The 14,603-nt window shown below is 34.9% G+C and carries 17 protein-coding genes; 10 read left to right on the top strand and 7 right to left on the bottom strand.

Annotated features, from left to right (window positions below; all coding sequences use genetic code 11):
* Nucleotides 1–8: 8 nt before the first annotated feature.
* Nucleotides 9–203, top strand: coding sequence for a twin-arginine translocase TatA/TatE family subunit (tatA, locus tag RRF69_RS05365; protein WP_316940998.1), 195 nt, complete (start codon nt 9–11; stop codon nt 201–203).
* Nucleotides 204–282: 79 nt separating this feature from the next.
* Here the strand turns inward: tatA and RRF69_RS05370 are convergent, their stop codons facing one another.
* Together RRF69_RS05370 and gltX are read right to left on the bottom strand one after the other, a co-directional pair.
* Complete coding sequence (locus tag RRF69_RS05370; RefSeq protein WP_316940999.1) at nt 283–1,209, bottom strand: SPFH domain-containing protein; 927 nt, start codon at nt 1,207–1,209, stop codon at nt 283–285.
* Nucleotides 1,210–1,406: 197 nt separating this feature from the next.
* Nucleotides 1,407–2,936, bottom strand: a complete 1,530-nt coding sequence (gene gltX, locus RRF69_RS05375) for a glutamate--tRNA ligase (protein ID WP_316941000.1) — start codon at nt 2,934–2,936, stop codon at nt 1,407–1,409.
* A gap of 177 nt (nt 2,937–3,113) precedes the next feature.
* On the opposite strand from gltX, the gene RRF69_RS05380 reads away from it, so the two are divergent.
* The 6 genes from RRF69_RS05380 (at nt 3,114) to RRF69_RS05405 (ending at nt 9,711) form a co-directional block, all read left to right on the top strand.
* Nucleotides 3,114–3,815, top strand: coding sequence for a hypothetical protein (locus RRF69_RS05380; protein WP_316941001.1), 702 nt, complete (start codon nt 3,114–3,116; stop codon nt 3,813–3,815).
* A gap of 78 nt (nt 3,816–3,893) precedes the next feature.
* Nucleotides 3,894–6,458, top strand: coding sequence for a DUF4175 family protein (locus RRF69_RS05385; protein WP_316941002.1), 2,565 nt, complete (start codon nt 3,894–3,896; stop codon nt 6,456–6,458).
* A 6-nt stretch (nt 6,459–6,464) separates the two neighbouring features.
* Nucleotides 6,465–6,878 (top strand): rRNA maturation RNase YbeY, encoded by a 414-nt coding sequence (ybeY, locus tag RRF69_RS05390; protein WP_316941003.1) that lies wholly within the window; start codon nt 6,465–6,467, stop codon nt 6,876–6,878.
* Nucleotides 6,879–6,920: 42 nt separating this feature from the next.
* Nucleotides 6,921–8,798, top strand: a complete 1,878-nt coding sequence (gene mnmG, locus RRF69_RS05395; RefSeq protein WP_316941004.1) for a tRNA uridine-5-carboxymethylaminomethyl(34) synthesis enzyme MnmG — start codon at nt 6,921–6,923, stop codon at nt 8,796–8,798.
* An 18-nt stretch (nt 8,799–8,816) separates the two neighbouring features.
* Nucleotides 8,817–9,068, top strand: a complete 252-nt coding sequence (locus tag RRF69_RS05400) for a hypothetical protein (protein ID WP_316941005.1) — start codon at nt 8,817–8,819, stop codon at nt 9,066–9,068.
* Nucleotides 9,069–9,147: 79 nt separating this feature from the next.
* Nucleotides 9,148–9,711 (top strand): class I SAM-dependent methyltransferase, encoded by a 564-nt coding sequence (locus tag RRF69_RS05405; protein WP_316941110.1) that lies wholly within the window; start codon nt 9,148–9,150, stop codon nt 9,709–9,711.
* A 143-nt stretch (nt 9,712–9,854) separates the two neighbouring features.
* Here RRF69_RS05405 and RRF69_RS05410 read toward each other — a convergent pair whose 3' ends face one another.
* The 4 genes from RRF69_RS05410 to panB form a co-directional block, all read right to left on the bottom strand.
* Nucleotides 9,855–10,253, bottom strand: a complete 399-nt coding sequence (locus RRF69_RS05410; RefSeq protein WP_316941006.1) for a DoxX family membrane protein — start codon at nt 10,251–10,253, stop codon at nt 9,855–9,857.
* A 95-nt stretch (nt 10,254–10,348) separates the two neighbouring features.
* Nucleotides 10,349–10,807 carry a DUF1801 domain-containing protein gene (locus tag RRF69_RS05415; RefSeq protein WP_316941008.1) on the bottom strand — a complete coding sequence of 153 codons (459 nt, stop codon included), beginning with the start codon at nt 10,805–10,807 and terminating at the stop codon, nt 10,349–10,351.
* 36 nt (nt 10,808–10,843) lie between these two features.
* On the bottom strand, nt 10,844–11,800 hold the full coding sequence (locus RRF69_RS05420; protein ID WP_316941010.1) for a 2-hydroxyacid dehydrogenase: 957 nt from the start codon (nt 11,798–11,800) through the stop codon (nt 10,844–10,846).
* A gap of 61 nt (nt 11,801–11,861) precedes the next feature.
* Nucleotides 11,862–12,680, bottom strand: coding sequence for a 3-methyl-2-oxobutanoate hydroxymethyltransferase (gene panB / locus RRF69_RS05425; protein ID WP_316941011.1), 819 nt, complete (start codon nt 12,678–12,680; stop codon nt 11,862–11,864).
* 136 nt (nt 12,681–12,816) lie between these two features.
* Between panB and RRF69_RS05430 the strand changes: the two genes are divergently transcribed.
* The 3 genes from RRF69_RS05430 to RRF69_RS05435 all read left to right on the top strand — a co-directional run bounded on the left by RRF69_RS05430 (nt 12,817) and on the right by RRF69_RS05435 (nt 14,312).
* Nucleotides 12,817–13,296: a nuclear transport factor 2 family protein gene (locus tag RRF69_RS05430; RefSeq protein ID WP_316941013.1), complete on the top strand. Its 480-nt coding sequence runs from the start codon at nt 12,817–12,819 to the stop codon at nt 13,294–13,296.
* Between the two features lie 105 nt (nt 13,297–13,401).
* Nucleotides 13,402–13,545, top strand: coding sequence for a hypothetical protein (locus tag RRF69_RS11770; protein ID WP_410479477.1), 144 nt, complete (start codon nt 13,402–13,404; stop codon nt 13,543–13,545).
* A 128-nt stretch (nt 13,546–13,673) separates the two neighbouring features.
* A complete protein-coding gene (locus tag RRF69_RS05435) occupies nt 13,674–14,312 on the top strand; it encodes an O-methyltransferase (RefSeq protein WP_316941015.1) in 639 nt (212 codons plus the stop codon).
* Nucleotides 14,313–14,315: 3 nt separating this feature from the next.
* On the opposite strand, the gene RRF69_RS05440 is transcribed toward RRF69_RS05435, so the two are convergent.
* Complete coding sequence (locus RRF69_RS05440; RefSeq protein ID WP_316941016.1) at nt 14,316–14,597, bottom strand: twin-arginine translocase TatA/TatE family subunit; 282 nt, start codon at nt 14,595–14,597, stop codon at nt 14,316–14,318.
* Between the last annotated feature and the right edge of the window lie 6 nt (nt 14,598–14,603).

Raw genomic sequence — 14,603 nt, forward strand, 5'->3', positions numbered from 1 at the left:
GTAACAAAATGAATACTTTAAATATATTTTTATTAGGGATGCCAAGCGGAGGATCTTGGATCATTATTGCTATTGCAATCTTATTGTTATTTGGTGGGAAGAAAATACCAGAGCTTATGAAAGGTTTAGGTGGTGGTATTAAAGAATTCAAAAAAGCCTCTAAAGAGGAGAAAAAAGAAGAAAAATTAGAAGAAGGAAACTAATTCTAATGTTATTTATAAAGTAAAAAGCTCGGTTTGAAATTTTCAAACCGAGCTTTTTTTATGAACGATTAAGAAAAAATTACTCTTTTAATTTCTTAGTTTTCGTATTTTTTATTGCTTCACCAATTTGGTTACTAGCCGTAAAACTAGCGACCATGTCATTTAACATTTGACTACCCGCTTGAGGTGAATTGGGCATTAAAATCAAATTACTGTTGGTTTGTTGACCAATCGATTGTAGAGTGTCATAATGTTGTGTGACAACAATTAATGCAGAAGCTTCTTGAGAGTTGATTCCTACCTTGTTTAAGACCTCTACAGATTCTTCCAAACCTCTAGCAATTTCTCTACGTTGATCAGCAATCCCTTGTCCTTGTAAACGCTTACTTTCTGCTTCTGCTTTTGCACGTTCAACAATTAAAATACGTTGTGCATCTCCTTCATACTGAGCGGCTACTTTTTCTCTTTCAGAAGCGTTGATTCTATTCATTGCTTCTTTTACTTGCGGATCTGGATCAATATCGGTTACTAAGGTCTTAATAATATCATATCCGTAATCCATCATCGCATCATTCAACTCTGATTTTACAGCGATTGCAATATCATCTTTCTTTACAAACACGTCATCTAATTTCATTTTTGGAACTTCTGCTCTTACTACATCAAAAACATAGGAAGTAATTTGATCATGAGGATAGTCTAATTTATAGAAAGCGTCGTATACTTTGTCATAGATCACTTTATACTGAACAGAAACTTTCAATTTTACAAAGACATCATCGAGGGTTTTGGTTTCTATAATGACATCTAATTGTTGTATTTTTAAACTCAATCTTCCTGCGATTCGTTGGATTCCAGGAATTTTTAAATGAAATCCAGCTTGACGAATACTGGTAAATCTTCCAAAGGTTTCAATAATTGCTGCCGTTTGTTGTTTAACAATAAAATAGGAAGCAAAAAGAAGCAAAATAATTGCAATGACAATAATAAATGGAATTGTTGGCATAATGTAGGTTTTAAAGAATAGGTTTTTTCTAGTAAAGGTTTCGTTTAACAATTAAAGATAAGACGTAAGAATTTATAAATGTTACAAACGAATATTAAGAAATTGAATTTCAAAACCCAAAAAATCGAACCTTCTGGTTTGCTTTGTATAAAAGGTCAGGAGATTCAGCGCTGTATGTAATTGAACTGTAAATATAATTACAGGGTTGCGATTGCTTTTTCAATTCTGGAAATAGTCGCTTCTTTTCCAATCATTTCCATAATATCAAACAGATGAGGTCCTTTTAAGGCTCCAACTAAACTTAATCGAAGCGGTTGCATTACTTTTCCAAAACCAATTTCCTTCGCGGTGATCCATTCTTTTACAAGGATTTCTGTATTTGAGGTAGAAAAATCGTCGATAGCAGAAAGAATAGCTATTAATTCTTGCATTAATTCATTTGTTTCTGGTTTCCAGTTCTTCTTTGTTGCTTTTTCATCGTATTCAGAAGGATTTTGAAAATAAAAATCAGAGAGTTCCCAAAAATCTGCAACAAAAACAGCACGTTCTTTTATTGCTTGAACTACCTTTTGAACATATTCTTTGGGTTTTGAAATTCCCTTTTCTGAAAGTATAGGAAGAAATAATTCAGTCAACTCAACATCGTCTTTGGATTGCATATATTGTTGATTGAACCAATTGGTTTTTTCAGGATTAAATTTTGCACCAGATTTACTTACTCGCTTTAAATCAAATGCTGCAATCAATTCTTCTAATGAGAAAAGTTCTTGCTCTGTACCGGGATTCCAACCCAACAATGCTAGCATATTGATAAATGCATCTGCAAAATATCCATCCTCTTTGTATCCACGTGAAACATCTCCTGTTTCTTGATTCGTATATGCCAAAGGAAATACAGGAAAACCTAATTTATCCCCATCTCGCTTGCTTAATTTCCCTTTTCCAACAGGTTTTAATATCAACGGCAAGTGTGCAAATTTTGGGGCATCCCAACCAAAAGCCCTGTAGAGTAAGATGTGCAGTGCCATCGAAGGCAGCCACTCTTCACCACGAATTACGTGTGAGATTTCCATGAAGTGGTCATCAACAATATTTGCCAAATGGTAGGTGGGCATACCGTCTGATTTAAATAAAATTTTGTCGTCTAAAACATTCGTGTCGATACTTATTTCTCCACGAACTTCATCGTTCATCACAAGGGTTTCGTCTTGTGGAGATTTAAAACGAATGACATATTTATCACCGTTTTGAATTCGGGCTTGTACTTCTTTATCTGTTAGAACTAAAGAATTGACCAAACGACCCCGTTCTCTGTTGTGCCAATTATAAATAAAGGTTTTCCCTTGTTCTTCGTGACTTTTTCGCTCTATATCTAATTGTTCTGCCGTATCAAAAGCATAATATGCCCAGCCAGATTCTAATAAAAGAGCGGCATGTTTTTTATAGAGGTCTTTTCGTTCCGATTGTCTGTAAGGACCAAATGTCCCTTTTATTGAGTTGTTAGTAGGGCCTTCATCAAAAGGAATGGCACACCAATCTAAAGCATCTACTATATATTGTTCTGCATTGGCAACATACCGGGTTTGGTCTGTGTCTTCAATCCGTAGGATAAAAGTACCCTTGTGTTTTTTAGCAAATAAATAATTATACAAAGCGGTTCTTACACCACCAATATGTAAAGGCCCGGTTGGACTTGGTGCAAAACGAACACGAACATTAGATTCCATTTTTCTGTTTTTTTAGTGTTGCAAAGATACTTTTTAAAGAAAAAACACGCTACTTAATCATTGATTATTACAGAAATTTAATTACATAATTTTTTACTAGGTTTAGAGATATACAAGCTCTTTTGAGAATTATTTGGTTGTAGATCAATCGAAAAACTGTATTTTTATTCATCGATTATGGAAGGATATCAAGCAATAACAGAGAAGCTTCGTTTTTTTACACGTAAGTTTTACAGAAATGAATTAATCAGAGGGGGAATCCTATTTTTCTCTTTGGGATTGGTCTACTTTTTTGTAACTCTTTTTATTGAGTACTTTCTCTGGCTTCAACCGCGTGCAAGAACTATTTTATTTTGGGTATTTGTTGTGGTAGAATTGTATTTGCTATTTCGATTTGTTTTGCAACCGGTTTTTAAACTGATAGGATTGCAAAAGGGAATTTCTTTTGAAGAATCTTCCAAAATTATTGGAAATCACTTCCCTGAGGTTCAAGACAAACTCTTGAACATCCTCCAGCTTCAAGAAAATCCAAATCATTCTGATTTATTGTTAGCGAGTATTACTCAAAAAGCAAAAGAGTTGCATCCAATAGCTTTTGTTAAAGCAATTGATTTTTCAAAAAACATCCAGTATCTAAAGTATGCTTTGATTCCTCTTTTGATATGGGTACTTTCTTTTTTTATAGGCAATGGCGATATTTTCAAACAAAGTTTCAATCGTGTTGTCAACTATAAAACAGCTTATTCACCACCCGCTCCTTTTTCCTTTTATCTTCAAAACAACTCCCTAGAGGTTCTACAAGGAAAACCATTTACAGTTCAGGTTCAAACACATGGGAGCGTTCGTCCAGAGGAAGTAAAGATTGTGTTCAATAACTAGGAATATTTTCTTCCAAGAAGCAACAATACTACTTTTGTATATACTTTTTCAGAGGTTCAGGAGGAGACGATTTTTTATTTGACAGCCAATGGAATTCAATCACAAGACTACATCCTTTCTGTAATAAAAACACCAACAATTTTGTCGGTGTCTATGGATGTAAATTATCCTAGCTATCTCAGAAAGCAGAACGAAACGATCCAACATACAGGAAATCTTGTTTTACCTGAAGGAACCTCCGTTTTATGGAATGTAACAACCAAAACAACCGATAGTGTTTCCTTTATTTTGAATAAGAAAAGAAGTCTTTTTAGAACCCTTTCTGATAATCATTTTGAATACCAGAAACGAATTTTAAAACCATTTTCTTATCAAATCTCTTCTTCAAATTTCAAGTTACAAGACTATGAGCGTTTGTCTTTTACCATCGATGTTATGAAAGATGAGTTTCCTAGAATTGCTGTTCAATCAAATATTGATTCTATTTCTCATGGCCCAGCTCAGTTTGCGGGTCAAATATCCGATGACTATGGACTTCAAAAATTACAATTAGTTTATTATGATATTGAAACTCCTGAAGAGAAACAAACCTTAGAGCTTCCAATCAGAAAGCAAAATCTGCAAACCTTTTATTATCAATTTCCTGAAGGGTTACAACTTACTGATGGCAGGAATTACAAACTTTTTTTTCAAGTTTTTGATAATGATGCTGTAAACGGAAGCAAGAAGACACTATCTACCATTTTTGATTATCATCAAAAAGCAGTTTTAGAGATTGAGCAAGAACTTTTGGATGCTCAAAAAAACACCATTTATGACTTAGAAAGAACAATTCAAAAACAACGTTCTCAACAATCAGAACTTAAAAAAATTCAACAAGAAATAAAGCAGCAAAAAAACATCAGTTGGAATGATGAAAAGAAAGTTCAGGCATTTATAAAACGTCAAAATCAATACCAAAAAATGATGCAACGTCAAACAGACCTGTTGCAAGAGAATATTAATGAGAAAACCTTCGATAATCAAAATCTAGCGTCCAAAAAGGAAGAGCTGGAACAGCGAATTGAAGAATTGAAAAAGTTGGAGAAACAACAGAAACTATTGGATGAAATTGCAAAAATTGCAGAGAAACTCAACAAAGAAGACTTTACCAAAAAAGCCAAAGAGTTGGCTCAACAAAACAAACAACAAGAGCGAAGTTTAACGAGAACTCTTGAACTTGTAAAACGCTTTTATGTGGAGCAAAAGGTCATGCAAATTGCAAATCAATTAGACCTTCTTTCAAAAAAGCAATTAGACCTTTCTCAAAAAAAGGACACGCTTTTGTCTCCTCAAAATGAGATTCAAAAAGAGTTTGAAGAATTGAAAAAGGAATTGGAAGCTCTAGAAAAGGACAATGAAAAATTAAAAGAACCCATTGAACTTCCTGACACTTTTGACGAGCAGGAGCATATACAAGAGGCATTGAAAAAGGCGGAAGAAAATTTTTTAGAGAAGGATTTTAAAGCGACTTCACAAAATCAGAAAAAGGCTGGACTAGAGATGAAGAAAATGAGCGCTAAGATGCAGCAGGCCATGTTAGACATGGAGTCCGATTCTATGGAAGAGAACATAGAGGACTTGAGAAAGATTTTAGAAAATCTTCTTACCTTTTCATTTCAACAAGAAATTTTAATGAATAAGTTTGAGGAGTCTTCAACTACACACCCCAGTTTCGGTGCAGACCTTAGAAAGCAAAACGAGCTTAAAACATATTTCGAACATATTGACGATAGTCTTTATGTTTTGGCAATGCGATTGCCAAAAATTAGCACAAAAATTCAAGACGAATTGTCTTCTTCCCATTACAATTTAGGACAAGCTTTAGCGAATTTTTCAGAAAATAGCTTTTCAACAGGTACATCTAATCAACGTTATGTGCTTACAGCCGTCAATACCTTAGCAGATTATTTAAGCGGAATTTTAGAGAGTATGATGAACCCGAAGTCGATGAAAATGGGAAAAGGAAAAGGGAATCGTTTTCGCCTACCAGACATTATTCAAAAACAAGGAGAATTGTCTGAGAAGATGAAAAAAGGCATGCAAAAAGGAAGAAAGCCTGGAGATGAGAAAGGAGACGGTAAGCCCTCTCAGTTTGGAGAGAAAGGGAAAGACGGTGAGAGCGGTCAAAAAGGAGGGAAGGATTCCTCTGGTTCTGAAGGAGAAGGCAATGAAAATTCCGATGGAGAGCTTTATGAAATATTTAAACAACAAACGTTATTAAGAAAGCAATTACAAGACGCAATTCAAGAAAATACAGGGGCAAATTCTTCAGGGAATGCAGCAACAAAGAAAGTTCTTAAGACGATGGAACAGTTGGAAAATGAGATTTTAGAGAAAGGTTTTGCTCCAGAAACACTTCAAAAAATGCAACATCTACAGTATGAGTTATTAAAACTAGAGAATGCGGTTTTAGAACAAGGAAGAGACCATAAGCGAAAATCTGAAACAAATCTATTAAGAAGAACACCGAATCAAATTAAAGAACTAGAGTTTAAGAAGTTGTTTTACAATCAAACGGAGATATTAAACAGACAATCATTACCTTTGCAGCAAAATTTTAAAGTGAAGGTTCGTAAATATTTTTCGGATTCTCAGAAATAATAAGCAATGATTAGTTTTAATTACGAAATTGAATTTTGTATAGAGGATGAAGTCCGTCTTGAAAACTGGATTAAAGAGGTGATTTCAAATCATGGTTTTACTCCTGGAGAAATCAATTATATTTTTTGTGACGACTCGTATTTGCACAAGCTGAATGTTGAGTTTTTACAACACGATACGTTGACTGATGTAATTAGTTTTGACAATACAGTAGGAAAGAATATTAATGGAGATATTTTTATTTCAGTAGAACGCGTTACAGACAACGCGAATGATTTTAGAGTTTCCTTTGAAGAAGAGCTACATCGAGTGATGATTCATGGTGTTCTACATTATTTAGGATACAAAGACAAATCGCCCCAAGAGGAATTGGAAATGAGACGGCAAGAAAACAATGCTATCTTGTTGTTAAATAATTGATTATCAAATAGTTAAATTAATAGTTTCACGTGGAACAATCTTATGAGTTTATTTTCAACAGTATTTGATGTAATTGTAGTAGGTGGCGGTCATGCTGGTAGTGAAGCAGCAGCAGCAAGTGCCAATATGGGTGCACATACCTTGCTAATTACTATGAATTTGCAGAACATTGCGCAAATGAGTTGCAACCCTGCTATGGGGGGAATTGCAAAAGGACAGATTGTAAGAGAAATTGATGCCTTAGGAGGGTATAGCGGAATTGTAACCGATAAGACTGCGATTCAGTTCAAGATGCTGAACAAATCAAAAGGACCTGCAATGTGGAGTCCAAGAGCTCAATCCGATAGAATGCAGTTTGCAGAGTGTTGGAGAACTATGTTAGAACAGACAGAGAATTTGGATTTTTATCAGGATTCAGTTAACGGTTTGTTGTTTGATGGAGACACGATTATTGGTGTTAAAACTGCTCTAGGATTAGAAATTAAAGCCAAAACGGTTATCATTACCGCAGGAACATTTTTGAACGGATTGATTCATATTGGCGAAAAAACATTTGGAGGCGGTAGAGCAGGAGAAGGAGCTTCTACAGGAATTACCGAAGATTTAGTTCAAAAAGGTTTTGAGTCTGGAAGAATGAAAACTGGAACACCTCCTAGAGTAGACAGTCGTTCTTTAGATTTTTCTAAAATGATTGAGCAGCCTGGTGATGATAATCCTGAAAAATTCTCATTCCTACCAAGTACTACTTCCTTGGTAAAACAACGGTCTTGTTATTTAACATATACCAACCAAAAAGTGCACGATCTTTTACGTGAAGGATTTGATCGGTCTCCAATGTTTAACGGTAGAATTCAATCTACAGGGCCAAGATATTGTCCTTCTGTTGAAGATAAAATTGATCGTTTTGCAACCAAAGAGAGGCATCAAATATTTGTAGAACCTGAAGGATGGACCACAGTTGAAATCTATGTAAATGGTTTTTCCACTTCTTTACCTGAGGATATTCAAGACAAAGCTATTCGAGCCATAGAAGGTTTTGAGAATGTGAAGTTTTTACGATACGGATATGCAATAGAATATGATTTCTTTCAACCCACACAGTTAACCCATTCCTTGGAAACAAAGTTGGTTAAAAATTTGTTTTTTGCTGGTCAGATTAATGGTACGACAGGGTACGAAGAAGCGGCCGCTCAAGGTTTAATGGCAGGTGTAAATGCCGCATTAAAAGTGCAAGGGAAAGCCCCTTTTATCTTGAAAAGAAATGAAGCGTATATTGGAGTTCTAGTAGACGATCTGATAACAAAAGGGACCGAAGAGCCATACAGAATGTTTACCTCTCGCGCAGAATACAGAACCCTATTGCGTCAAGACAATGCAGATTTACGGTTGACACCCCTAGCCTATGAATTAGGGCTTGCTTCTAAAGAGCGCCTTGATCGAGTTACGGCAAAGAGGGAGAAGACGGCATTGTTAATTCAGTTTTTAGAACAAACGAGTGTCAAAGAATCTGAAGTAAATCCCATTCTAGAGGCAAAAGGATTGGCAACAGTAAACCAGTCTATGAAGCTTTTTAAGATTGCAGCAAGACCTCAATTGGCGTTTCAAGACTTTACTTCAATAGAGAAATTAAATCAGTTTATTCGCCTTCATGAAATTGATTCTGATGTGATTGAACAGGTGGAGATTCATCTTAAATATTCCGGATACATAGAGAAGGAAAAGAACAATGCAGATAAATTAAACCGTTTAGAGAACGTAATGATTCCCTCTACATTCAATTACCAGAAGCTTCAGTCCATTTCTTTTGAGGCTAGAGAAAAATTGTGTAAGATTCAACCTACATCCATTTCTCAAGCGAGTAGAATTAGTGGTGTATCTCCAAGTGATATTTCAGTTTTGCTGGTTCATATGGGCAGATAGAAAACATGAAATTACAAGATGTTCCACGGGGAACATTTAATCTTTTTTGTAGGTATGTTGAAAGAAAAAGTATTTCGAGAGAATTTAATTCCTTTTTTAGAGTGTAGGGATCACACTGTTTCAGGAGAGGTTTATGCCGTGTTAAAAAATCCAAAATATGATCTTTTGGTGACTTCTCCTGTTCCAAAAGATTTGGAAAAATACTATCAGAGTGATGCTTATATTTCACATACAGATGCAAAAAAATCCATTTTAGACAAAGTATACTAAGGCGGTAAAATCACATACGATTCAGAAAAAAGTAGCGCTAATCAATTCTTTTTCCCCTTCCCAAAAAACACTCCTAGATATTGGTGCCGGAACGGGAGACTTTTTAAACGAATGTCTTCAAAAGAACTGGAAAGCTTTTGGAGTAGAGCCGAGTTTGAAAGCAAGAGAAATTGCAAAAAGTAAAAATGTAGTACTTGAAAAAGATCTTGCTTCTTATGCAAACCAAAAGTTTGATGTGATTACCCTTTGGCATGTATTGGAACATGTAGAGAATTTAGAAACCTATATTCAATCGTTAAAAAAGCTATTGAAAAAAGAGGGGACTCTTTTTGTCGCAGTTCCTAATCATAAAAGTTTTGACGCAATTTATTATGGAAAATTCTGGGCAGCTTATGACGTGCCTCGACACCTATGGCATTTTTCTCAAACGAGTATCCACAAAATATTTAAGCACATTTCTATCAAGGTGGTTCAAGTTATTCCAATGAAATTTGATTCCTATTATGTTTCGCTGTTAAGTGAGAAATATAAAAAAGGTAAAACAAATATTTTTAAATCTTTTTGGATAGGCTTTTTGTCAAATTACAGAGCAAAAAAAAGTTCTGAGTATTCTTCCTTGATCTATGTACTCAAAAACGAGTAAAAAAGCACAGAAAGCGTCCTGAATCTACCCGAACACTCCCTGTAAAGGAATATGTCTAATAATATATAAAAAGCTCTTAAAACACTCGTTTTTAAGAGCTTTTTATATAAAGATAATTTATGGTTTTAAATTATGTATCAGTTTTAGCTATTTAATAAATACAACCCGATGATGGAGATGATAAAATAGACAGCTAAGCTCATCGCTCCTGCATAGTCTTTGGCTAGACGTTGCCCTATTAATAAAAAAATCAAACTAAGCGCAGAAAGTTCAACTCCTACAATTGCCAACTTTTTCAATTCAGAAGTATACAATTGATAAACTCCTACAATCATAAAAAAACTAGCAGCCAATTCTACGACAAGAACAATTCCCAACAAAAGGGGAACACTATTTTTTAATGGGGAATTTTTAAAGTGACCTTTTATGAAAGAGACATTTCCTTTCCAGTCGGTAAGTTTATCAATTCCAGATTGAAAAAAGGTTACAATTAAAAACAAGAGTGTTAATACTTCAGCAGGGTATTTAGAAAATAAGTTCATGAAAAGAGTTTTTTAAAATCAAGTATTTGTCACCAGATTTAATTTTTTATAAATTTATAAAAAAGTGCGCTTAATTAGTTCTCAAAGGATCGTTTTTATTTCTTTTTGAGAATGGTCTCATAAGTTGTTATCCATTCGTCTACTGTCATTTTAGTACACAAGTCCCCAATTAATTCATAAGGGATCTCATTTGTAGATTTAAATCTGATACAGCTTTTTCCCATATCAAGTTTTCTGGTTGAATGTTTTGGATACTCTTCTACAAACCAATTAAACAGCTCTTTGTTTGCGTAAATACCTGAATTATATACCACGATGCTATTTTTTTGAGAAGCAATACTCATAAAAGGTAAAGGATTCTTTGGGTTGCAATGATAGCCATCAGGATATTTTGAATGTGGGACAACGTAGCCAATCATTCCATAATTCATACATTCTTCAAAACCTTTGGGTAAATTTTCTGTAATCACGGAGCGTAATTTTCTTATGGGACCTTGGCGTTCAGTTGGAAGTTGTTGGATATATTCTTCTGGAGTGCTTGCTTCGTATTTCATCGATTTGGAATTTAATGGATGATTTAAAGCCGAAAGTTAATAAAATTTATTTTTAATTTTATTGACAATTGTTTGAGCCAGTTTTTCTTTGCTCTCAATTGTCCAGCCTGCAATATGAGGAGACAAGAGCACGTTTTCAGCGTTGATTAAATACTTAAACGCTTCTGGTAATTCAATGTCGTTTGACAATGCTCCTTTTTGAAAGAGGTTTTCAAACGAAGCTTTCTCATATTCTAAGACATCCAAGCCAGCTCCTAATATCTTACCAGATTTTAAAGCATTAACCAATTCAGTGGTTACGACAGAAGTTCCTCTTGCGGTATTGATTAACCAGAAATTTTTTTTGAAACCGTTGATGAATTTGGTGCCTACCATGTTTTTGGTAAGCTCAGTTTGTGGTGTATGAAGACTCAATACATCACAGTTTTGTTGGAGTTCTTGTAGGGAAACTTGCGTGCAGTTTTCATCTCCAACATTGGGTTTTAGATCATAACAAAGGACACGAACCTCAAAACCTTTAAGTTTTTTTGCGAAAGATTTTCCCATGTTTCCGTAGCCAATTAAACCGATTGTTTTTCCGTCAAGTTCAATTCCGCGATTGTCTTCACGCAACCATTTTCCGTTTTTCACCTCTCGATCGGCCTTGTTCAATTTGTTAAAAAGAGATAGTAACATGGCCAAAGAATGCTCTCCAACTGCATTTCGATTTCCTTCAGGAGCAGCGATCAACTCAATATTTTTAGAGGCAGCGTACTCACAATCGATGTTTTCTAAACCCGCTCCTACACGGCCAATAAATTGTAAGTTCGTTGCTTTTGCTAAAAAAGCAGTGTCAATTTTAAATCGACTTCGAATGATGAATCCATCATACAAATGAATTTTAGCCATTATTTCTTCTTTAGAAGAAGTGTAATCTTCGTCATTCTCAAAACCACATTCACGAAGTTGGTTTATTAATAATGGGTGATTGCTGTCTAAGTGTAATATTTTCAAAGGGTGAAAGTATAAGATTATTGGTGATTAGTCAATCCAGAAATTAGCTGCACGAATGCTATTAATATTGCTCTTTTTCATTTGGGAAATCACCTGTTTTTACATCCGAAATATAGCCTTCAAATGCAGAGGTCATTTCAGCATACAAATCCAAATAACGTCTTAAAAAGCGTGGATGAAATTCATGAGTCATTCCAATCATATCATGGGTTACCAAAACTTGTCCATCTACTCCGTTTCCTGCTCCAATTCCGATCACAGGTATGGTCAACGCATCTGCTACTTTTTTTGCCAATTTTGCAGGAACTTTTTCCAAAACAATAGAAAAACAACCAATTCTTTCCAACATCAACGCATCTTCCATTAATTTTTCAGCCTCTTCGTCTTCTTTTGCTCTTACGGTATAGGTTCCAAATTTATAAATTGACTGAGGGGTCAGTCCCAAATGTCCCATCACAGGGATTCCAGCATGTAAAATTCGTTTGATCGATTCTTTAATTTCTTTTCCACCTTCCATTTTGATAGAATGCCCTCCCGATTCTTTCATGATTCGAATAGCTGAACGCAAGGCTTCTTTGGGATCTGATTGGTAACTTCCAAAAGGCAAGTCTACGACCACCAAACACCGTTCGATAGCCCTAACAACAGAACTTGCATGGTAGATCATTTGATCCAAAGTAATCGGCAAGGTGGTTTCATGACCTGCCATTACATTTGAAGCAGAATCGCCGACCAAAAGCACATCTATTCCAGCCCTGTCTAAAATCTTTGCCATGGTATAATCGTAGGCAGTTAGCATTGAGATTTTCTCTTTATTTGCCTTCATTTCTACTAATGATTTCACGGTAACTCTCTTATATTGCTTTTTTGCTACAGACATATATCTTGTTGTTTTACGAGGTAAAAGTACTAAATAATGAATGATAATTCGAGAGTTTCTTTTTTTCGCATCAAGAGGGTATTATTTTTTTAATTCTTCAATTTTTTTGTAGATTTAGCCTATAATTTGGCCCTGTATGATAAAGTTAACCTCCCTCCTTCTTCTGTTTTTTGTAACCTTCCAGTTTTCTGCTCAGGAGAAATTAGAAGAAAAAGCGATCAAAGATGTCATTGCTACTTTTTTTAAGGCCTTGCATGAAGGAGATAGCACATTGATGAAGACAACCCTAAACAAGGAGGTGAAAATTCAAACAACTTTTACCAATAAAACGGGCACTAAAATATTAAAAACGGAGCCTATCAGTCAATTACTTTCAGCAGTTTCAAATAAAAAACCTACAGATCAATATGAAGAAAAATTGCTTTCAATAAGAATTGAAGTAGATGGTAATTTAGCCTCTGTATGGACCCCTTATGAGTTCTATCTCAACGGAACTTTTAGTCATTGTGGTGCAAATTCTTTTCAGTTGTTTGATGATAATGGGCAGTGGAAAATTATCTACTTGGTTGATATGCGAAGACGAGTAAATTGCAATGCACTTCTTCTTAAAGATTAGCCTATTTCTTTAATTTTTAAGAAATTGGGAAGTGAAGCAAAAGCGCAAAAATCAGTCTCAAGGCCATAGGTAGAGTGTTATGTAAATGATCTCTACGCCTATGCAATTGTTCGGGAAAATCACTCCAAGGCTGCCACAGATAAGGTACAAGAAACGTTTTTTGTAGGAATTAAATCGGCTAAAAAATTTCTTGGAAAATCTACAGATCAAACCTGGTTGGTTTCTATTTTAAAGAGAAAGCGAACTTGAAAAAAAATTTTAAAGTAAGAAAACGGTTTCAATTTAAACGGTTGGTTGTTCCAATCTTACAAATCAGATTTTAAATTATAGCACAACACCTCCTGTTTTTTTGTAGCTTTGAGCCAAATTTAGAAACGATGTTTTTACCAGAAAAAATAGACGAATACGTTGTATCCCATTCGCAGGGAGAGCCAATAATTCTACAAGAGTTGACTAAAGAAACTTGGCAAAAAGTCCTTAACCCTAGGATGATTAGTGGTGCATATCAAGGACGTATTTTGTCTATGATTTCGAAGTTGATTCAACCGAAAAATGTTTTAGAAATAGGAACTTTTACAGGCTATTCTGCTTTGTCTATTGCAGAAGGGCTACCCGAAAATGGCATGATTTATACCATTGACAAAAACGAAGAATTGGAAGAGTTACAGCATAAGTATTTTAACGCATCAGTATACAAAGATCAAATTAAAACCTTTTCAGGGAATGCTTTAGACATTATTCCTACACTTGACATTCAATTTGATTTGGTTTTTATTGATGCTGATAAGTCAAACTATTCCCGCTATTTTCATTTGATTATTGACAAAATGAACTCAGGAGGAATCATCTTATCAGACAATGTACTTTGGTACGGAAAAGTTGCTGAAATGGCTGATGAAAAGGATGTAGATACGATTGCTTTGCAAGCTTACAATACCATGTTAAATACTGATGAGAGAATAGAAACTGTAATGCTGCCGATTAGAGATGGCTTAACGATTAGTAGAGTAAAATAACGGTTAAAGATTTCGTTTGATAGGACCGGTAAAGTCGTCAATACCGCCTTTTACATCCTCAATTTCTTTTTGAATACTTTTGGAAATATCAGTGTCTATACCATGATTTTTTGCACTGTCGTTAATTTCTTTTTTTATATCATTGGTTGCGTCTTTTACCTGACGAATTCCTTTCCCCAATCCTCTTGCGATTTCAGGTATTTTATCTGCACCAAAAACCATCACGACGATTAATAGAATCACAAAGATCTCAGGCCCTCCAATAAATAAAAAAGTTGTTTTCATTTGAGC

The organism is Polaribacter sp. HL-MS24 (genome assembly GCF_032758595.1).
Taxonomy (GTDB): Bacteria; Bacteroidota; Bacteroidia; order Flavobacteriales; family Flavobacteriaceae; genus Polaribacter.